Annotated in this window: 15 protein-coding genes and 1 pseudogene; 10 read left to right on the top strand and 6 right to left on the bottom strand. The window is 70.5% G+C overall.

Translation table 11 applies throughout. From position 1 onward, the window contains the following. The first annotated feature begins 300 nt into the window (after nt 1–300). From D5S19_RS05780 to D5S19_RS05795, 4 genes and pseudogenes are all read left to right on the top strand, one after another. A complete protein-coding gene (locus D5S19_RS05780; RefSeq protein ID WP_120022285.1) occupies nt 301–1,521 on the top strand; it encodes an AI-2E family transporter in 1,221 nt (406 codons plus the stop codon). Next, a pseudogene (macS, locus tag D5S19_RS05785) lies at nt 1,518–2,649 on the top strand (MacS family sensor histidine kinase). The gene D5S19_RS05780 and the pseudogene macS overlap by 4 nt, the downstream one beginning before the upstream one ends. Further along, entirely contained in the window at nt 2,646–3,299 is a 654-nt protein-coding gene (locus D5S19_RS05790) for a response regulator (RefSeq protein WP_120022286.1), read from the top strand. The pseudogene macS and the gene D5S19_RS05790 overlap by 4 nt, the downstream one beginning before the upstream one ends. Before the next feature lie 72 nt (nt 3,300–3,371). Next, entirely contained in the window at nt 3,372–4,013 is a 642-nt protein-coding gene (locus D5S19_RS05795) for a DUF1707 SHOCT-like domain-containing protein (RefSeq protein ID WP_120022287.1), read from the top strand. Nucleotides 4,014–4,127: 114 nt separating this feature from the next. Here the strand turns inward: D5S19_RS05795 and ptsP are convergent, their stop codons facing one another. Then, nucleotides 4,128–5,804 carry a phosphoenolpyruvate--protein phosphotransferase gene (ptsP, locus tag D5S19_RS05800; protein WP_120022288.1) on the bottom strand — a complete coding sequence of 559 codons (1,677 nt, stop codon included), beginning with the start codon at nt 5,802–5,804 and terminating at the stop codon, nt 4,128–4,130. 135 nt (nt 5,805–5,939) lie between these two features. Further along, a complete protein-coding gene (locus D5S19_RS05805) occupies nt 5,940–6,815 on the bottom strand; it encodes a ribokinase (RefSeq protein WP_120022327.1) in 876 nt (291 codons plus the stop codon). 424 nt (nt 6,816–7,239) lie between these two features. Here D5S19_RS05805 and D5S19_RS05810 point away from each other — a divergent pair, with 424 nt between their 5' ends. After that, entirely contained in the window at nt 7,240–8,115 is an 876-nt protein-coding gene (locus D5S19_RS05810) for an ABC transporter ATP-binding protein (RefSeq protein WP_120022328.1), read from the top strand. Continuing rightward, the gene (locus tag D5S19_RS05815) at nt 8,112–8,894 is read left to right on the top strand and encodes a hypothetical protein (RefSeq protein WP_120022289.1); all 783 of its coding nucleotides are present in this window, start codon (nt 8,112–8,114) and stop codon (nt 8,892–8,894) included. The genes D5S19_RS05810 and D5S19_RS05815 overlap by 4 nt, the downstream gene beginning before the upstream one ends. On the opposite strand, the gene D5S19_RS05820 is transcribed toward D5S19_RS05815, so the two are convergent. The 3 genes from D5S19_RS05820 to D5S19_RS05830 all read right to left on the bottom strand — a co-directional run bounded on the left by D5S19_RS05820 (nt 8,895) and on the right by D5S19_RS05830 (nt 13,864). Next, the gene (locus D5S19_RS05820) at nt 8,895–9,548 is read right to left on the bottom strand and encodes a hypothetical protein (RefSeq protein ID WP_233573741.1); all 654 of its coding nucleotides are present in this window, start codon (nt 9,546–9,548) and stop codon (nt 8,895–8,897) included. Nucleotides 9,549–9,658: 110 nt separating this feature from the next. Continuing rightward, nucleotides 9,659–12,541, bottom strand: coding sequence for a leucine--tRNA ligase (gene leuS, locus D5S19_RS05825; RefSeq protein ID WP_233573742.1), 2,883 nt, complete (start codon nt 12,539–12,541; stop codon nt 9,659–9,661). Nucleotides 12,542–12,703: 162 nt separating this feature from the next. Continuing rightward, the gene (locus D5S19_RS05830) at nt 12,704–13,864 is read right to left on the bottom strand and encodes an esterase-like activity of phytase family protein (protein WP_120022331.1); all 1,161 of its coding nucleotides are present in this window, start codon (nt 13,862–13,864) and stop codon (nt 12,704–12,706) included. A gap of 65 nt (nt 13,865–13,929) precedes the next feature. Here D5S19_RS05830 and D5S19_RS05835 point away from each other — a divergent pair, with 65 nt between their 5' ends. After that, the gene (locus tag D5S19_RS05835; protein ID WP_120022290.1) at nt 13,930–14,352 is read left to right on the top strand and encodes an SdpI family protein; all 423 of its coding nucleotides are present in this window, start codon (nt 13,930–13,932) and stop codon (nt 14,350–14,352) included. A gap of 94 nt (nt 14,353–14,446) precedes the next feature. Here the strand turns inward: D5S19_RS05835 and D5S19_RS05840 are convergent, their stop codons facing one another. Further along, nucleotides 14,447–15,028: a YqgE/AlgH family protein gene (locus tag D5S19_RS05840; RefSeq protein ID WP_170069778.1), complete on the bottom strand. Its 582-nt coding sequence runs from the start codon at nt 15,026–15,028 to the stop codon at nt 14,447–14,449. A gap of 357 nt (nt 15,029–15,385) precedes the next feature. Between D5S19_RS05840 and D5S19_RS05845 the strand changes: the two genes are divergently transcribed. The 3 genes from D5S19_RS05845 to D5S19_RS05855 are packed head-to-tail and all read left to right on the top strand — an operon-like array spanning nt 15,386 to nt 19,327. Further along, complete coding sequence (locus tag D5S19_RS05845) at nt 15,386–15,694, top strand: YbaB/EbfC family nucleoid-associated protein (RefSeq protein WP_120022291.1); 309 nt, start codon at nt 15,386–15,388, stop codon at nt 15,692–15,694. 12 nt (nt 15,695–15,706) lie between these two features. Further along, entirely contained in the window at nt 15,707–17,089 is a 1,383-nt protein-coding gene (locus D5S19_RS05850; RefSeq protein WP_120022292.1) for a TNT domain-containing protein, read from the top strand. Continuing rightward, nucleotides 17,090–19,327, top strand: coding sequence for an ADP-ribosylglycohydrolase family protein (locus tag D5S19_RS05855; RefSeq protein ID WP_120022293.1), 2,238 nt, complete (start codon nt 17,090–17,092; stop codon nt 19,325–19,327). Nucleotides 19,328–19,352 lie beyond the last annotated feature (25 nt).

Genomic DNA, 19,352 nt, shown 5'->3' on the forward strand with positions numbered 1-19,352 from the left:
CTTTCGAGGAACGGCAAAAGCCGATTCCGCGCGTTGTGCTCGACGCCGAGAGAACCAGGCCGACCGGCCGGCGCGCATCTTTGACACGACTTGATGCCACCATCGTGTGAACGACACAGGGTGTGTCCGTGCCTTACCCTGCGTCATTCCCGGAGGAGAGAGGGCGGATACCGCGGATTCGGTGAACGGATCACCGATAAGGCCCGAGTCACGCCAATAGTCGTCAGAACACTCCTTGTTACGTCCGGTTTGCCACGACTGGCCCGATCCAGACCGGCACGGACCCGATACGGTGACCTCGTGAGCCAGACTGGGCGTGAACGGCGCGAGCCCCCGTTCCTCTCCGAATCGACCGACGTCACCAGCGTGGTCCCCAAGGGTCTCCGGGTGTCCGCCGCGCTGTCCTGGCGGGTTGTCGTGGTGGTCGCGGCACTCTGGGTGATCCTGTGGCTGCTCGGCTACCTGGCCTCGGTGGTGGTGCCGGTCTCCATCGCGCTGCTGCTGTCCGCGCTGCTCGCCCCCGGGGTGGCCCGGCTGGTGAAGTGGCGGGTGCCGCGCGGGCTGGCCACCGCGATCATGCTGATCTTCGCGATCGTGGTGCTCGGCGGGCTGCTCACCTTCGTGATCACCCAGTTCTCCAGCGGGCTGCCGCAGCTGCAGGTGCAGCTGACCAACAGCCTGAACCAGATCCGGGACTGGGTGATCAGCACCTTCCACGTGCGCCAGGAGCAGATCCAGCACTTCCTCGACCAGGCCATCGGGTTCCTGCAGGTCAACCAGTCGTGGATCACCAGCACCGCGCTCACCACGGCGAGCACGGTCGGCGAGATCCTGACCGGGTTCGTGCTCACCCTGTTCGTCACGATCTTCTTCCTGGCCGGCGGCGACGGCATCTGGAACTTCCTGGTCCGCGGGGTGCCGCGGCAGGTGCGCCTGCGGGTGAACGTGGCCGGACGGCGCGGATTCGCCTCGCTGGTCAGCTACATCCGTGCGACGACCGCGGTGGCCGTGGTGGACGCGGTGGGCATCGGCATCGGGCTGTGGGCGGTCGGCGTGCCGCTGGTGATCCCGCTCGCCACGCTGGTTTTCCTCGGTGCGTTCATCCCGATCATCGGCGCGGTGATCGCGGGCGGCGTGGCGGTGCTGATCGCACTGGTCACCAAAGGCGTGATCGGCGCGGTGATCGTGCTGGCCATCGTGATCGCCGTGATGCAGCTGGAAAGCCACATCCTGCAGCCGCTGCTGCTCGGCCGCGCGGTCAAGCTGCACCCGCTCGCCGTTGTGCTGGCGATCGCCACCGGGCTGGTCGCGGCCGGGATCGCCGGTGCACTGCTCTCGGTGCCGCTGCTGGCCGTGCTGAACGCCGGTATCCGCTCGCTGCTGCACGAATCCGGGGTCGATCCGGCGGACGTCGACACCCTGCGCGGCAAGGTTCTGGACGCCTCCAAGGCTTCCCCGGAGGAACCGGAGAAGCCCGAAAAGCCCGAGGAGGATGCGAAGCCCGCCGAAGAGGGGAAGTGAGCGCGCCTCTCGTCCGGGACCCGGCCACGCCGTTGTGGCGCGGGGTGGTCGTTCTCCGGGTGGTGACCTGGGCGTTCGCAGCCGGTGTGGTGATCGTGCACCACGCGGACTTCAACCGGCTGTGGCTGGCTTGGGCGGTCATCAGCGCGATGGGTGCCTGGACGGTCCTGTCGAGCCTCGCGTACGTGCGGGAGAATGGCCGAAGCCGATGGCTGGTCGTACTCGACGTCGCACTCACCTCGGTCTTCATGCTCACTTCGCCGTGGATTCTTTCCGAAGCGCAGTACGCCCATACAGCGCCGTTGATCACCACTGTGTGGGCGGCAGTCGGCCCACTCGCCGCAGCCACCCGCTTCGGTGCGCGAGGCGGCGTCGTGGCCGGCCTGGTGGTCGCAATCGGCACGGGCTTGGCACGAGAGACCTTCGACCTCGATGTCTTCCGCGACGGGTTGCTGTTGTGCGCGAGTAGCTTGCTCGTCGGCATGGCGGCCACGCTCGCCCGAAGCTCCGCTGAAGCGCTCGCTCGCGCCCTACGCACCGAAGCGGCTACTGCGGAGCGAGAACGGCTCGCGCGTTCAATCCATGACAGCGTTCTGCAGGTTCTCGCCCGCACGCCGCCGTGGGCTAGAAGCAGGCGGCGAAGCGGCGGAACTCGCGAAGCTGGCCGGCGAGCAGGAAATCGCGCTGCGTGCGTTGGTGAGCAGCGAGCCGGGCCGTGCCGGAGACGGTGGCACGGCCGATCTTCGCTCGGCGTTGCAATTGCTCGCCACCACGTCGGTGCAGGTGTCCGCGCCGGCCGGTGCGGTCGACCTGCCGGCGCACCTGAGCGCGGAACTCGTCGCGGTCACCAGGGAGGCACTGTCCAATGTGGAGAAACATGCCGGTCCGGCGGCGCGGGCCTGGGTCCTGCTGGAGGACCTCGGCGACGAGGTGGTGGTGAGCATCCGGGACGACGGACCGGGAATCGAGCCCGACCGGCTGGCGCGGGCCGCGGCCGAGGGCAGGCTCGGAGTGGCGAAGTCGATTCGCCGCCGGATGGCCGACCTTGGCGGGACCGCGCTGCTGGACAGCGCGCCCGGCCGGGGGACCGAGTGGGAAGTACGGGTGCGCAAGGACGGCGGGCGATGACGGAGCAGACGATCTCGGTGATGGTCGTGGACGACCATCCGATCTGGCGCGACGGCGTCGCCCGCGACCTGGCCGAGCACGGGTTCGAGGTGCGGGCCACCGCCCCGGACGCGCCGTCGGCCGTGCGCATCGCCCGTACCGTACGCCCGGATGTGGTGCTGATGGACCTCAACCTCGGCGAGACGTCCGGGGTGGTGGCGACCGGGGAGATCACCGCCGCGGTGCCGGAGACTCGGGTGCTGGTGCTCTCGGCCAGCGGCGCGCAAAGCGACGTGCTGGAGGCGGTGAAGGCGGGCGCGTCCGGCTACCTGGTGAAATCGGCGTCCGCCGCGGAGCTGGTGGACGCGGTGCGCCGGACCGCAGAAGGAGTTCCGGTGTTCACCGCCGGGCTGGCCGGGCTCGTGCTCGGCGAGTACCGGCGGATGGCCGAGGCCCCGGCGGGCACGCCGGAACCGCCCCGGCTCACCGAACGCGAGACCGACGTGCTGCGCCTGGTCGCGAAGGGGCTGACCGCCCGGCAGATCGCCGAGCGGCTGGTGCTCTCGCATCGCACGGTGGAAAACCACGTACAGTCCACGCTGCGGAAGCTCCAGCTGCACAACCGCGTGGAACTCGCCCGATACGCGATCGAGCACGGGCTCGACCAGTAGCGGCCGGTAGGGGAGGCGTTCAGGGTATTTCCCCGATCTGGCAGCGGGATCCGGGTCCTACCATCGGTGGACATGAGCGAGGAAGAGACGACTGCGCCGGAGACCAGGACTATGACCGCGCGCGACATCCGGGTGTCCGATGACGAACGCGAGCACGTGGTCGAGGTTCTGCAGAAGGCGATCGGGCAGGGCATGCTCACCCTCGACGAGTTCACCGAGCGCACCGACGTGGCGCTGGCCTCGCGCACCCGTGGCGAGCTGAACACCGTGCTCGCCGATCTGCCCGGCCTGGTGCACCCCGCCGCGGCGCCGGTGCCCCAGCAGTCCTACGGCGCGCTGCCCGACTACGCGCCCGGTCAGCGGCTGGAGCTGAACGCGAAGTACTCCTCGTTGCAGCGCAGTGGCCCGTGGGTGGTGCCGCCCTTGCTCGTTGTGCACAACAAGTACGGCAGCACCAAGCTCGACTTCACGCAGGCAAGGGTGTCCACTCCGTCGGTGCAGATCGAACTCGACTCGAAGTGGGGTTCGGTCGAGCTGATCATCCCGCGGGAGGCGGCGATCGACTACAACGCGATCACCGAGATCAAGTTCGGCTCGCTCGACGACAAGACCGGCACCAACGGCGGCCTCGGCACCCCGCGGTACGTCGTCACCGGCCGGATCATCGGTGGCTCGCTGGTCATCCGGCACCCGCGGCGGGGTCTCTTCGGCTGATTCCCAAGGCTGTGAAGGGACCCTTCACAGACTCAGAGTCCGTGAAGGGTCCCTTCACAGACCTCTACACCGACTTTGCCGAAACCCTAGACCCAGAGGCTGTGAAGGTGGCCTTCACAGCTTTTCGGCGAGCGCGTCGGCGACGGTCTTGCGTGCGGCGGCCGGGTCGGGAGCGGCGAGTGCGGCGGTGGCGAGGTCACGGGCCTCGGCCAGCGACACGGTCGCCAAAGCGGCACCGACGGCGCGGACGGCGGGCGCGTTCATCGACAGGCTGGTGAGCCCGAGCCCGGCCAGCACCAGCGCGAGCCGTGGGTCGGCGGCGGCTTCGCCGCACACGCCGGCCGGCTTGCCGGTCGCGGCCGCCGCCTCGCCGATCGGCTTCAGCAGCCGCAGCAACCCCGGCTGCCACGGGTCGTTCAGCTTCGCCACCGCGCCGAGCTGACGGTCCGCGGCGAAGGTGTACTGGGCGAGGTCGTTCGTCCCGACCGAGACGAAATCGACCACCGACAGGATCTCTCGCGCGGACAACGCCGCGGCCGGGATCTCGATCATCACCCCGGCACGGGCGATCCCCGCCGCGCGGACGCGCTCGGCGAACCAGGCGGCCTCTTCGGCCGTGGCCACCATCGGCGCCATCACCGAAACATGCGCGCCGGATTCCTCGGCGGCCCCGGCGATCGCCGCGAGCTGCCGGTCGAGCACCTCCGGCCGCTCGAAGGCCACCCGCAGACCGCGCACGCCCAGCGCCGGGTTGGGTTCGGCCTCCGGCGACAGGAAGGCGAGCGGCTTGTCCGCACCGGCATCGAGCGTGCGCACGATCACCGGCTTGCCGCGGAACGGCGAAAGCACTGCGGTGTAAGCCTTTTGCTGCTCCTCGACGGACGGCTCCGATGACGCGTCCAGGTAACAGAACTCGGTACGGAACAGGCCGACGCCCTCCGCACCCGCGTCCGCGGCGGCCTGTGCGTCGGCGGCGGAGCCGACGTTGCCGTAGACCTTCACCGGATGCCCGTCGGAAGTCGCGCCGACGCCGTTCCACTCGGCCGGGCCGGCGGCGACGGCGGTGACGACCGGCGCGGCCGGGTCGGCGACCTCGACCACCCCGGCGTCGCCGTCCACCGCGAGCGCCGCGGCGTCCAGCGCGAGCAGCCCGCGGACCGCGACCACCGCCGGAATTCCCAGCGCACGGGCGAGGATCGCGGTGTGACTGGTCGGGCCGCCCTCCTCGGTGACCAGGGCGAGTACCTTGGCGGGGTCGAGCCCGGCCGTGTCCGCGGGAGCCAGGTCGCGCGCGACGAGCACGCTCGGCGAAGTCAGCTCGGGCACCCCAGGCGGGGCGACGCCGAGCAACTCGGCGACGATCCGGTCACGCACGTCCCGGACGTCGCGAACGCGCTCGGCCATGTACCCGCCGGCAGCCGCCAGTGCTTCGGCGAATCCTTCGGCAGCCTGGTAGACGGCGCGGGTCGCGGGAATTTTCCGCGCCGTCACCAGCTGGTGAGCCTGAGTGGCCAGTGCCGGGTCGGCGGCCATCGCGGCGGTCGTGACGAGGATCGTCGCGGCCTCGCCGGTGGCGGCCTCCGCCTGTGCCTCCAGCCGCGCGGCCACGGCGTGGGCGGCGGGTTCGATCCGGGCCGCCTCGGCCTCGGGATCGGCGGGTTCGGGGGTGCTCGCGGGCTCCCCGAGTCCTTCGGCGACCCGCACCACCGGCCCGCTCGCCCGGCCCGGGCTGACCGCGACCCCGGTCAGCGGCGAACTCGGTGGCGTCGGCTCGGCTGCAGTCTCAGACATGGTCTAGACCATAGCTCACCTTGGCGCCAATCTCACAGGATGCCGCCGGAATCCTTCGCCCGGCCCGTTCTGCTGCCATCGGGACCCACCTCCACGGCCGAAGTCTGCCGGAACCGGTCGCGTCTCGCCGGGAAGCTATCCCACGCCCAGCTCGGCGGCCGTCGGATAGGAGGGCTGCGCACCGTGCCGGGTCACACTGATCGCGGCCACGCGCACCGCACGCCGGGCGGCTTCGACCAGATCGACCCCCTCGGCAAGCGCGGCGGCCAGCGCACCGGCGAACGCATCACCGGCGCCGGTTGTGTCCACCGCAGTCATCCGAGGAGACTCCACCGTCGTCGACATATCGCCATCGATCACGACGGCTCCGGCGGCACCACGCGTGACCACAGCGGCACGCGGGCCGAGTTCGAGGAGCTTGCGCGGATCGGCGTCGTCCGCGCCGAGCAGGTAACCGGCTTCGTGCTCGTTGACCAGCAGCACGTCCAGCGCGGCCAGCGTTTCGGCGGACAGCCTCGCGGCCGGCGAGAGATTCAGCAGGACACGCACACCCTTCTCGGCGGCACGGGCAACCGCACTTTCGACCGCGGGCAGCGGCACTTCCAACGACAGGACCACGACACGGACACCGTCGAACACGTCCTCGGTCAGGTCACCGGGCGCCAGCGCCGAATTGGCGCCGGGGGAGACGAGAATCGAGTTCTCGCCGTCCGGAGTGACTGTGATGTAGGCGACACCGGTCGGCCGGTCAACGGTCCGCAAATACCGTGCGCTGACCCCGGCATCGGCCAGCGACGCACGCAGCAACCGGCCGTGGTCGTCGTCGCCGACCGCACCGAGAAGGGCGACGTCCGCGCCGAGCCGCGCGGCCGCGACGGCGGTGTTCGCACCCTTGCCACCAGGGGACACCACGGTGTCGCCGCCCAGCACGGTCTCGCCACCCGCGGGCCGGCGGTCGACGGGTACCGCCAGATCGGCGTTCGCGGAACCGACCACCAGCACAGCGCTCATGACCGCCACTCTGCCACGAGCCGACACGAGCCCAGAGTGTCCGGTCCGCCACTCTTTGCTGTCTAAAAGTGAAGAGTTTTGTAACTTTATCGCCGTCTGATGCGACAATCAGGCGAGCAGTGCCTGCCCGTCACTCGATTGGGGGATCCTGATCCCCCAGGCGTCACTTCGACAACGGGAGTCACTCTCGACAAGCGTCACTGATCTCAAGACGGTGACGTTGCCTGGACCGGAAGCGCACCGGGAAGGGCACCGGGTCGCCGGCGCCGATCACGTAGCCCCCCGAGTGATCGGCGCCGGCGGCGCCCGGTCAACGCGCCACCGGCCGTGAGTTTTCTCCAGCCGGGCCGGCAATCCACCGGTTCGTCCCTGCCCCGATACCCGGATGTGCCAAGATCCGGACGGGATCGGGGAGGGAGCCGGAGTGCTGCACGTCCAGGAGCTGGTGAAGGTCTACGGCGGCCGTCGCGTGGTCGACACCGTGTCGTTCGCGCTGCAGCCGGGCACGGTCACCGCGTTCCTCGGCCCGAACGGCGCGGGCAAGTCCACCACGCTGCGGATGATCTGCGGGCTGACCGCCCCGACCTCGGGCAGCGCCACGATCGCCGGCCGCCGGTACGGGCAGTGGTCCAATCCCGCGCACGTGGCCGGAGTCCTGCTCGACGCGTCGGCGGTGCACCCCGGCCGCACCGGCAGGCACCACCTGCGCAACGCCGCGAAGCTGATGCGGCTGCCCGTGGCCAGGGTCGACCAGGTGCTCGCGGAGGTCGGCCTCACCGACGCGGCGAACCGGCGGATCGGCAAGTACAGCCTCGGCATGCGGCAGCGGCTCGGCATCGCGCAGGCACTGCTGACCGCCCCGCCGATGCTGATCCTCGACGAGCCGATCAACGGGCTCGACCCGGACGGGATCCGCGCCACCCGGCAGCTGCTGCGCGGTTACGCGGCCCGCGGCGGGACCGTGCTGCTGTCCAGCCACGTACTGTCCGAAGTGGACCAAACCGCGGACCGGGTGGTGATGATCGGGCACGGCCGGGTGGTCGCGGACGGCCCGCTGCAGAGCTTCGCCGGCCCGGCCCGCACGCTGATCCGCACCACTGACCCCGTTCGGCTGGGCACCGCGCTGCACCAGGCCCGGCTGGAGGCACGCCCGGACGGCCCGGACGGAATGTCCGTGGCCGCGCCGTTGCGGCAGGTCTCCGACCTCGCGTTCGGCGCCCGCGTGCAGGTACTGGAACTGCGCGAGGAACAACAGAATCTGGAAGAGCTCTTCTTCCGGCTCACCGGAGGTGGCCGATGATCCCGGCGCAGGCACCCGTCGCGCAGCAGCCGTCCTGGCAGCTGGCCGCGCAGCGGCGCGCGTCGTTCGGCACGCTGCTGGCGGTCGAGGTACGCAAGATGACCGCGACCGTCGCGGACAAGATCCTGGTGATCGCCGGCCCGCTCGTGCTGCTGATGGCCGATCTGCTGTTCCTGAGCGGGTCCTCGCAGACGTTGACCACCGAGGATCAGCTCACCCCGGTGTTCGCGAGCATCCGGATCGCCCCGGTGCTGATGAACGTGGTGCTGGTCAAGCTGATCGCCGCGGAATGGCACTACCGCAGCGCGCAGCCGACCTTGCTGGCCCAGCCTTCGCGGCTGCGGTACGTCCTGGCACAGGCGACCGTGGCCGCAGCCACCTGGCTGGTGATCTTCGGCTTGCAGGCGCTGCTGGTCTTCGGCCACTTCCGCCACCGGCTCGACACGCTCGGCGTGGACTTCCTGCTCGCCTACCGGCCGGGCGCGATGGTCGCCGCCGTCGCCCTCGGCACGTTCGCGGTCACGCTGGCCGCGGTCACCATCGGCTGGCTGATCCCCAACACCGCCGGGGCGATCACCGCCTACCTGCTGGTGTTGCTGGTGTTCCTGTTCCTGCAGACCGGAAACGACCTCGCGGGCTGGCTGGATCCGGTCGAGGCGGCCCGGCAGCTGAGCAGCATCGCCGAGCACGGCCCGCTCGCGCTGGCCACCTCGCTGCTGCTGTGGCTGGGGCTGGCCGGCTCCGGAATCCGGCAGGCGGGCACCCGGGAAGCGGCCTGATCAGGCGGCCAGCGAACCGCCTCCGGGGTCGACCGCGCTCAGGTAGGTCTCGGCGGCCTGCCGCGCGGACGGACAGAAGGTATCCGCCATCCGCCGGTCCTGCTCGACACTGTCGCCGGGGCGGGGAATGTTCTCGTAGCCCCCGGCGACCGGCGGCTGCGCACCGACCCGGACCGTGACGACCTGCTCGGCGCCGATGTTCACCGCGACCAGGCAGCCGTTGCCATCGAGCTGGGAGACCGCGTAATAGCGATCCAGCACCAGGATGCGCCGGAAGTGATACAGGCCGTAGGAATAGGCCTTCCAGTAGCCGATCCACGGATGCGGCACGCGCTGGTCCGGGTCCCTGCTGCCGACCTCGACCTGGGTGCCGCCCGCGCGCTTGAGGGTGCAGCTGTGGAAAACCGGGCTGAAGAACGGCGAGCTGCCCTGAAGCTGCCGCATCAGCTGCGGATTCTGCTCGAACTGCGCGCAGCTGCCGGGAAAGAGCTTCGGCCGGGAAGTGATCACCGGCAGCTCGTCGTAGGCCACCGAATCGGCGGGCAGCCGCGGGGCGGGCTTCCCTGGCGGCGGACCGGGCGCCACGCTGCACCCGGCGAGTAGGGCCCCGGCCAGCGCCCCGAGGGCGGCCACGGTGATCTTTCGGCTGCGCACCGACCGCACCTTACCGATCCGCGACAGCGGCCGGGCCGGAATGCCTCAATTCACCGCGACTGTCCACAAGGGACGGACCGGGACCTGCTCGGGATCCCGGTCCGCCGCTGCTACAGCACGATGTTGACCAGCCGGCCGGGCACCACGATCACCTTGCGCGGGGTCTTGTCCCCGACCAGCGCCGCGATCTTCTCCTCGGCCAGCGCGGCGGCCTGTACCGCCTCGCCCGCCGCGTCCGCGGGAACCGTGATGCGGGCGCGGACCTTGCCGTTGACCTGGACCGGGTACTCGACGGCGTCGTCGGCCAGGTACTTCTCGTCGACCACCGGGAACGGGCCGTGCACCAGCGAGTCCACGTGCCCCAGCCGGTGCCACAGCTCCTCGGCGACGTGCGGGGCCAGCGGAGCCAGCAGCAGTACCAGCGGTTCGGCCAGCTCCCGCGGGGTCGCCGCGGCCGAGCCGTAGGCCTTGGTCAGGTGGTTGTTCAGCTCGATCAGCTTCGCGCCCGCGGTGTTGAACCGCATCTCCGCGTAGTCCTCACGGACCCCGGCGATGGTGCGGTGCAACAGCTTCCGGTCCGCCTCGGTCGCCTCGCCGGCGCTGACCCGCAGCTCACCGGACTGCTCGTCGACGAGCAGCCGCCACAGCCGCTGCAGGAACCGATGCGCCCCGACCACGTCCTTGGTCGCCCACGGACGGGACATGTCCAACGGGCCCATGGACATCTCGTACAGCCGGAAGGTGTCCGCGCCATAGGCCTGCGACATCTCGTCCGGCGTGACGACGTTCTTCAGGCTCTTGCCCATTTTCCCGTATTCCTGGCGGACCGGCTGGTCACCCAGGAAGAACTTCCCGTCGCGCTCGACGACCTCGTCCGCGGCCACGTACACGCCGCGCTCGTCGGTGTAGGCGAACGCCTCGATGTACCCCTGGTTGTACAGCCGCCGGTACGGCTCCCTCGACGACACGTGCCCCAGGTCGTACAGCACCTTGTGCCAGAACCGGGAGTACAGCAGGTGCAGCACGGCATGCTCGACTCCGCCGACGTACAGGTCGACGCCACCCGGGTCGTCGACCCCGTGCTCGGCCGGACGCGGGCCCATCCAGTAGGCCTCGTTCTCCGGCGCGCAGAACACGTCGGGATTCGTCGGGTCGACATAACGCAACTGGTACCAGCACGAGCCGGCCCACTGCGGCATCACGTTGGTGTCGCGGCGGTACTTCTTCGGCCCGTCGCCGAGGTCCAGGGTGACCTCGACCCAGTCGGTGGCCCGCGACAGCGGCGGGGAGGGCTCGGAATCGGCGTCGTCGGGATCGAAGGTCTTCGGCGAGTAGTCCTCGACCTCGGGCAGCACCACCGGCAGCTGGTCCTCGGGCAGCGCGATCGGCAGCCCGTTCTCGTCGTAGACGATCGGGAACGGCTCGCCCCAGTAACGCTGCCGGGCGAACAGCCAGTCGCGCAGCTTGTACTGCACGGTGCCCTCGCCCGCGCCGCGGTCCTCCAGCCAGGCGATGATCGTCTTCTTCGCGTCGGCCACGCCCATGCCGTCGAGGCTCACCGAATCGTTGGCCGAGTTGATCGCCAGGCCCTCGCCGGTGAACGCCTCGCCGTCGAAATCCGGGCCGGGGTCGACGGTGCGGATGATGTCCAGCTCGAACTTCTTGGCGAAGTCGTAGTCCCGCTGGTCCTGCGCGGGCACCGCCATGATCGCGCCGGTGCCGTAGCCCATCAGCACGTAGTCGCCGACGAAGACCGGGATCTCGGTGCCGTTGACCGGGTTCACCGCGTAGGTGCCGGTGAAGACGCCGGTCTTCTCCTTGTTCTCCTGGCGGTCCAGATCGGACTTGCGGGCCGCGGCGGAGCGGTAGGCGGCGATCGCCTCGGCAGGGGTCGCGGCGCCGCCGGTCCAGCTCTGCGGGTGCTCGCCCGGCCACTGCGCCGCGGTCAGCTTCGCCACCAGCGGGTGCTCCGGTGCGATCACCATGTAGGTGGCGCCGAAGAGGGTGTCCGGCCGGGTCGTGAAGACCTCGATCTTCTCGCCCCCGGCGGGGAAGGAGACCCGCGCGCCCTGCGAGCGGCCGACCCAGTTGCGCTGCATGGACTTGACCTTCTCCGGCCAGTCCAGCAGGTCCAGATCGTCGACCAGGCGGTCGGCGTAGGCGGTGATCCGCATCATCCACTGGCGCAGGTTCTTGCGGAACACCGGGAAGTTCCCGCGATCGCTGCGGCCGTCGGAGGTCACCTCCTCGTTGGCCACCACGGTGCCCAGCCCGGGCGCCCAGTTCACCGGCGCCTCGGAGATGTAGACCAGCCGGTGACCGTCGATGATCCTGCGCTGCTCGACCTGGCTCAGCTCGCCCCACGCGCGACCGTCCGGGGTCGCCCGCGCGCCGTTCGCGTAGGCCTTCTCCAACTCCCCGATCGGGCGGGCCTTGCGCGCGTCCTCGTCGTAGTAGGAGTTGAAGATCTGCAGGAAGATCCACTGCGTCCAGCGGTAGTAGTCCGGGTCGATGGTCTCGATCGAGCGACGCTCGTCGTGGCCGAGACCCAGCCGCCGCAGCTGACGGCGCATGGTGGCGATGTTCTGCTCGGTGGTGACGCGCGGATGCGTGCCGGTCTGCACCGCGTACTGCTCGGCGGGCAGGCCGAACGCGTCGTAGCCCAGCGTGTGCAGCACGTTCCGGCCGATCATCCGGTGGTAGCGCGCGTACACGTCGGTGCCGATGTAGCCGAGCGGATGCCCGACGTGCAGGCCGGAACCGGACGGGTAGGGGAACATGTCCTGCACGAACAGCTTGTCCGAGCCCGCCGGTTCGCCGTCCTCGGCGAGCGGCCCGACCGGGTTCGGCGCGTGATAGGTGCCGTGGTCGGACCAGTGGTCCTGCCAGCGCTGCTCGATCTGCCCGGCCAGTTCCGCGGTGTAGCGGAACGGCGGGATCTGCTCCTCGCCCGCCCGGCTCTGGGCCGTGCCGGTCTCACTGGACCCTGTCATCGCCGTTTTCCTCCGTGTCGAGCCACTCCCAGAAACAACTCGACCCCCCAGGCCTCGAGGGCATGAGGGGTCCGCCGCACCGGCCGGGTCATTTCGACCAGCTCAGCGCGGCCGGCCAAGGAGCAGCCGAGCCATGTTCATGGGTGCAGTCTAACGGCCAGGTCAAAGCCGTTCCGACGGGACCGCCACGGCGATGAGCTGAGTCACCTGAGACGCGGAGAAGTTGTTGTCGCTCACGAAGATCAGGCTGCGTTCGCCGCCGGGCAGCCGCGGCCCCCAGGTGAGTCCCTCCACGTTGTCCACCTTCGATACCGGCAAGCCGGACAAGTCGAGCAGCAGCTTCTTCTTGACCGGCTTGATCTTCGCCGTGGCCAGCGAAGGAGTGTGCACCACGTTCGTGGCGCCCTTCGTGTCCACTTCGAACACCCGTACCTTGTTGCCGAAGCCGGTCACGAAGGAACGCTCCATCATCAGGAACTTCGTGGGGTCGGCCTGGTCCACCGCGAGCATCGAGGACACCCCGGTGTCGGCGAACCCGTTGGCGGGCACCGGCGTGGCGAACAGCTTTTCCTGCGGATAGGCGTACTGCGCGAGCACCTGGCCGCCGCGGGTCTGCAGCGTCATCCGCGAAAGCGCACCCGACGTCGGCGTGGGCGGCGGGCCGTCCTGCAGCAGCGGAGCCTCGACCTCGCTGGCCAGCAACGTGCCGAAGCCGGTGTAGGCGAGCCCTTCGAGCACGTAGTTGCGGCGCGGGCCGGCGTCCGGGGTCATCCGCTCGTTCGCGGGCAGCGGCAGATCCCGCAGGTAACGGCCGTCGCTGGTGGCTTCCCGGATGGACGGCTGGATCAGGTTCGGGGGATCGGTCAGCCGGTCGCCTTCCTGCGACCACACGTAGTGCCCGGTCCACGGGTCCACGCGCAGCTCTTCGGGGTCGATCGTCTGCTCGTTCTGCGGCGCGGACGGGTCGTTCTGCGCCAACGGCGGGTAGGGCGTGCCGTCCGGGCGCAGCAGCGGATGGGTGCCGGTGAAGGTCATCGGGCCGAGGCCATGGCGGTTGACGGAGAACTTCGCGGTGTAGAAGCGCGCGGGATTGATCGCGGAACGGTCGTCGCAGATGAACGCGTACTCGCCGGTCCGCGGGTCGTAGTCGATCGAGGACAGCCCACCGACGGTGGTGCCCTGGAACTGGAGGTTGTGCGGCACGATCTGCTCGCCGAGCAACCGGATCGGACGTTCGGCGGCGCTCGCCGCGGGAGCCGTCAGCAGCGCGCCGGCGAGCAGCCCGGCGGTGACCAGCGCCCGGCGGCGCGTGGAGGAGGACATGGTCTGCAGCACAGCCGACGAGGGTATCCACCACGTTGCCAGGAGGTCACGCTTATCCTTTGCGGGTGTTCGCAATCGCGCTCGTCCCGATCGTGCTCGGTGCCGTCGTCGGCTGGGGTGGCTTCCTCGGCGTCCGCGAACGGCTGACCCGCGCCGGTGGGACCGGCGTCCGCACGGCGGCTTCGCTGCGCAGCGAGGCCGCGTTCAAGCTGGCGAACCGCGTGGCCGGCATCCCGACGCTGGCCGGCGGCGCGGTCGCGATCGTCGCCGGGCTGGCCGGGCTGGCCATGCCCACCACCGCCGGGCTCATCGCGGCCGCCGTCGTGGGCCTGCTCGGCCTCCTGGCCATGGTCGTCGCCGGTGCCCGGCTCGGCGCCCGCGCCGCGCTGAGCGTGCCCGCCCCCGCGCCGGCCACCCCGGCCGGATGCAGCGGCTGCGCCTGCGGTGCCGGCGGCTGCGGCGTCCTGTCGAAAACCGACGGATCCTGAGTTCCTCGGGATCCTGAGTTCCTCGAAGTTCCGTGAAGGGTCCCTTCACGGAATCAGAGTCCGTGAAGGGTCCCTTCACAGCCTTGTGACGAGGTCAGTTGCGCTGGAGGTCGCCGGGGTGAGTGGCCAGCAGCGCCAGCGGGACGCCCTGCCGACGCAGCACCTGTCCCCACAGATCGTGGTCCGGCGAGGCGAGGATGTCGCTGGGCAAGGCGGGCACGATCACCCAGTCCTCCCGTTCGATCTCGCTCGCCAGCTGGCCCGAGTCCCAGCCCGCGTAGCCGGCGAACACCCGCACGCCACGCACCTTCGGCACCAGCACGTCGGGGTCGGTGTCCAGATCCACCAGCGCCACCGGGCCGCGCACCGCGATCACCCCGGGCACGCTCGCCGCGGTCTCGCCGGTCCGCAGCGCGGCCAGGCACAGCGCGGTCTTCTTCTCCACCGGCCCGCCGACGAACACCGACTGCGGCTGGGCGACGTGCCCGCCCCAGCCGGGCAGCACGTCGTGCACCGGGACGTCACTCGGGCGGTTCAGCACCACCCCGAGCGTGCCCTCGGCACGATGATCGATCACGAACACCACGGTCCGCTTGAAGTTCGGGTCGAACATCGTGGGGGCGGCGACCAGGAGCGTTCCCGGTTCGACCTCGGCGTCCGCTGGCACGCCTGCCATGATCCCACTCCCGGTGCCGGGAAATCCGCCCGGCACGGGAACACCAGCCACATCGGCCTCGTTGGGCACAGTGGACCGGCGCACTTCGTGTCCCCCGGGCTCACTGAAGAACCGCCTTTGTGGAATACCGTCCGGCTGGAGCCACACTGCGCAAAGCCGCCGAGAGGCGATCGAGTGCGTCGGTTCGCCTTCTCCGGCCGCCCGCGGCCGGTCGGCGGCGCGGTGCCGGCGGAGAGGATTCGCTGCCGCAAACCGTTGGACCGGAGCCCGGGTCATGACCCGGTGCCAGGCCTTACGCTGACCGCGCCACTCGAAAGAGTGACAATCGGCCCAGTTGACCACACCCGAGGGGACGCCGTGACTACTGCGGGCGACGACCATGGGCACCTTGAGGTCACACCGCACGTGCTGACCTCACCGGACGGGTTGGTCCGGGCGACGGTGAGCGGGGTGGGCACGCTCGGCAGGCTCGAGTTCACACCGGACGCCTTCGAACGCACCACACCGGCGCAGCTCGCGGCCACCGTGCAGACACTGGTGCAGCAGCTGACCGGAATCCCGGACCGGCCGGAGAGCGGTGGGTACCCGATGCCCGCGCCACGGCCGACGCCCCGCCGGGTACGCCCGCGGGGGGCCGTGCCGCAGAATCGCCGGCGCGGTTCCTGAACCCTGATTCGCGTGGAATCGACACTCACCGAGAGCGAGCGGCACACCTTGCTGGCCGAGATCGGGCGGCTCGTACGCGCCCGGCAGTCCGCGCCGGCCACCCCGGCCGGCATCGGGTTCGCCCAGCTCGGCGACTACCTGGAGGTGCGGCCGGGCAACACCGAGGCGAGCACCGGGATCATCGAGCGATTCGCCATCCTGCGGGCCGGGATGTACCGGCACGGCCGCGGTACCTGGCTGCAGGCCCGGTACGTGCTGTCCCCGGACGGCTCGTTCGACTTCGACTTCTATTCCGACGTCGACCCGTCGTGGACAACCCCGCCCCCGTCGTCGGTCTACCGCGACGAGCTGGCCACGTTTCCGCGCGAGGACGCGTACATCCCGGACTGGTGGCGGCTGCGGGTCGGCTTGCCGCTCACCTTCGAATTCCGGCACGCCCGCCCCGCCACGGCCTTGATGCAACGCCCGGCGCTCGCGCCCGAGGAACGCCCGCTCGTGCTGCAGTACCTGGAACGCGAGGCCGAGGTCGGCGGGGGACACCGAACCGACGGCACCTGGATCTGGCCGGCCGAAGTGGCCGGCCAGCTTCGCCGGCACGGCATCCCGCCGGAACCGGCGTTCCTGACACACATGCGGGAGCAGGGCTTTCAGCCCCCGCATGTGGCGCCTTTGCTGCGCCGCACCGCGAAAGCGGATCTCGCCGGCCGTCCGCGGCCCCGTCCGGAGCCGGCCGAGGTGGCGCCGACCGCCGCCGATCTGGCCGCCGAGCTGGAGACGGACCCCGAGCCCGAGCTGACCGACGAACAGCTGCTGGCCCAGCTCGAAAACCGGCTCGACGCGCTCGGCGTGTGGCCGCGGGCCTACCGGATCGGGACGCCCGAGCCCGGCGCCTGGAGTCTGTACCGGGGCGGCTCCGGCTGGCTGGTGACCGCGCCGGACGGTGCCGCGCACCAGTTTCCGGACCTCGCCTCGGCCGCGCAGCAACTGCTCGGCGCGCTGCTGCTGTATCCGGCCCGTGCGACCGGCGGACGCGAGACCCCGCTGGAGACCGCGAAGGAAGTCGGCGACTGGCCCATCCAGCCCACCCCGGGTGACCCTCCCCTCACGCTGCTGAGAAACAAGAGACTCACCCGATTGGGGACAGGTACCGTCGTCCTGCGATTCGGGGAAGAGCCCGGCAACCTGGTCCATCAGCAGGAGGTACGGTTCGCCACAACGTCACTGCCACTCGAACGAGAGCGAGTGACCACCACTTTTCGGCTTCGACGATCACTTTACGTGATTACCGGAGTCACGGTGCCCTGGGCGAACCTGCCGGGTGGCGCGGTGGCGTACGTACTGCCGAAGCCGATCGCGGAGCACGAGTCCGACGGGAGCCTGGAAAGGATCGAGTAGGTGGAAGCGGCGGAAGCGATGGAGAAGGTCGGCGACTGGCTGCGCGCCGTGCACGGCCCCACGGTCGCCGGCCCCGGTGGCCTGCGCGTCGACCACGACCGCGTGCTGCGGGTCCCGGAAGGCTGGTCCATCCCTTACAACACGGTCGCTTTCCTCGACGACGGCCGTCCGGACAAGGAACTCTTCCCAGCGCCGTCGGTGGTCGTGCGCGAGCCGGACGGCGAGCTGCGCCAGGCACATCCGTCGCCGGGCGGGCTCAGCACCCCGGTGGCCTATCCCGGCCAGGAGAGCTGGCGCGAGGTGGTCGACCCGGAGTACGTGAAGGCCGGATTCGGTGAGCTGGGCGTGCCGCTGCCCGCGGTGGCCGGCTGGGTGAAGGTGGACAACGACGGCCAGCAGACCGGGCAGGAACGGGAGAACCCCGCCTACCGCGCCGGGCCGATCCGCCGCGGTTACCCCAAGCCGGAGAACATCCTGGAGACCCTGCTGGCCTTCGCCGGCGTCGGCTGGCTCTCCCGTGAGCAGCTGCTGATCGGCCTGTTGCGCTGCACCGTGTACGTCCCGCTGGACGTCGAGACCGGTTCCACCGACCGGTTCTACTTCTCCGAGGAACGCAACGAGCTGCGCGTGTTCAGCTCGACCCGGCACCTGCCCGCCCGGGAACACGCCTGGTGGCACGTGGATCTGGCCACCCTCGCCGAGTTCGAGCACCCGCCGAACCTGGTGATCAACGGCGGCCCGGCCACCTTCGAGGACGTCACCGGGCCGGAACTCGCGGACGTGGCCCGGCGTTTCCCGCGCGGCGAACCGCGGGTGGACCGGCACGGCCGCTGCCCGGAGGCGGAGGAGGACCTGGCACGGCTGGCCGCGGACACCGCGGCGCAGATGGGGCTGGCCGCGCCGGTCGATCCGCCCACCACCGCCGCGGAACGCGCCCGCCGGCACGGTTTCGAGCTGACCACCGAGGAATGCCGCCGGACGGTCCTCGGCCAGTCCTGGCTGCGGCGGCTCGAACAACCCGAGCCGGTGCCCGGCACGCCGAACGAACTCGGCGCCGACGGACTCGCCCCGTGCTGGGACAACGAGGGCCGGGTCGTACCGCGGTTGGACACCTTCGGCAAGTACCCGCTGCCGGAGCTGGAGAACTTCCGCTACGGCTGGCAGCGCGTCGTCGGCGCGTACGCCGGGTTCGCGCTCGGCGAGGCGCTGGGCACCGCGGTGGACCGGATGCGGCTCGACGAGCTGGTCGCCCGGTTCGGCCCGGACGGCGTCACGGACCTGCCGATCGCGTTCGACCAGCCCGGCCGGATCGGCTCGCTGACCCAGCGGCTGCTGTTCTACACCGAGGCGGTGATCCGCAGCCCGCACCGGGAACAGCCGGAATCGCGCAACATCGAGCAGCTCTTCCCCGGCGTCGTGCGCGGTGCGCTGCTGCGCTGGCTGCACACCCAGGGCGCGCCTCTGGAGCACACCGACGGCTGGCTCGTGAAGGTGCCCGACCTGCACGTCCGCCGCGGTGCCGACGACGCCGAGCTCAACGCGTACCACGCACTGGTCACCCAAGCACCACAGGCCGCTCCGATGGTCGGTCCCGCGGCGCTGATCGGCGCGCTGCCCGCGGTGCTCACCGCAGCCGGACCCGGCACCGGCTTCAGCGGCGGCGTCGCGCAGGTCGTGTACGACTTGGTGACGGTGACCCACCGGCAGGAGGAGGACCTGGCCGCGGCCACCTTCCTGGCCTGGCTGTTCGAGCTGGCGCTGACCAAGGACTCGTTCAGCTACCCGGTGTGGAACCTGACCCGGGAGGTGCTCACGGATCACCCGCAGGCCGGTCCCGGCTGGGCGGCCGTGCAGGCGATGGTGGCCGAATCGGTGCCGTTCTTCGGCGAACACGGCCTGCCGGACCTGCGGATGCCCGAGCTGATCGGCGACGGGCTGGGCACACTGGCGGTGCTCGGCCGCGCGTTCGCCGCGCTGTCGGGCTTCGAGAACTACCCGGAACAGGCGTTGCTGCGCGGGGTGAACCACTCCGGGCGCAGCGCGCTGACCGGGGCACTCACCGGGGCGCTGCTCGGCGCCCGGGTCGGCATCCCCGGCCTGCCCGCCAAGTGGATCGAGCAGCTGGAGCTGCATCACCTGATCGAACAGCTGGCCACCGACGCGCTGTGGCATTTCGACCGTCGATCGGCCTTGCAGCAGCTCGGCACGACCTGGTCGCAGCGCTACCCGAGGCACTGACCCGCGCACCGGCGGCAGCCGCCCG

Source organism: Amycolatopsis panacis (genome assembly GCF_003600245.1).
Classification (GTDB): domain Bacteria; phylum Actinomycetota; class Actinomycetes; order Mycobacteriales; family Pseudonocardiaceae; genus Amycolatopsis; species Amycolatopsis sulphurea.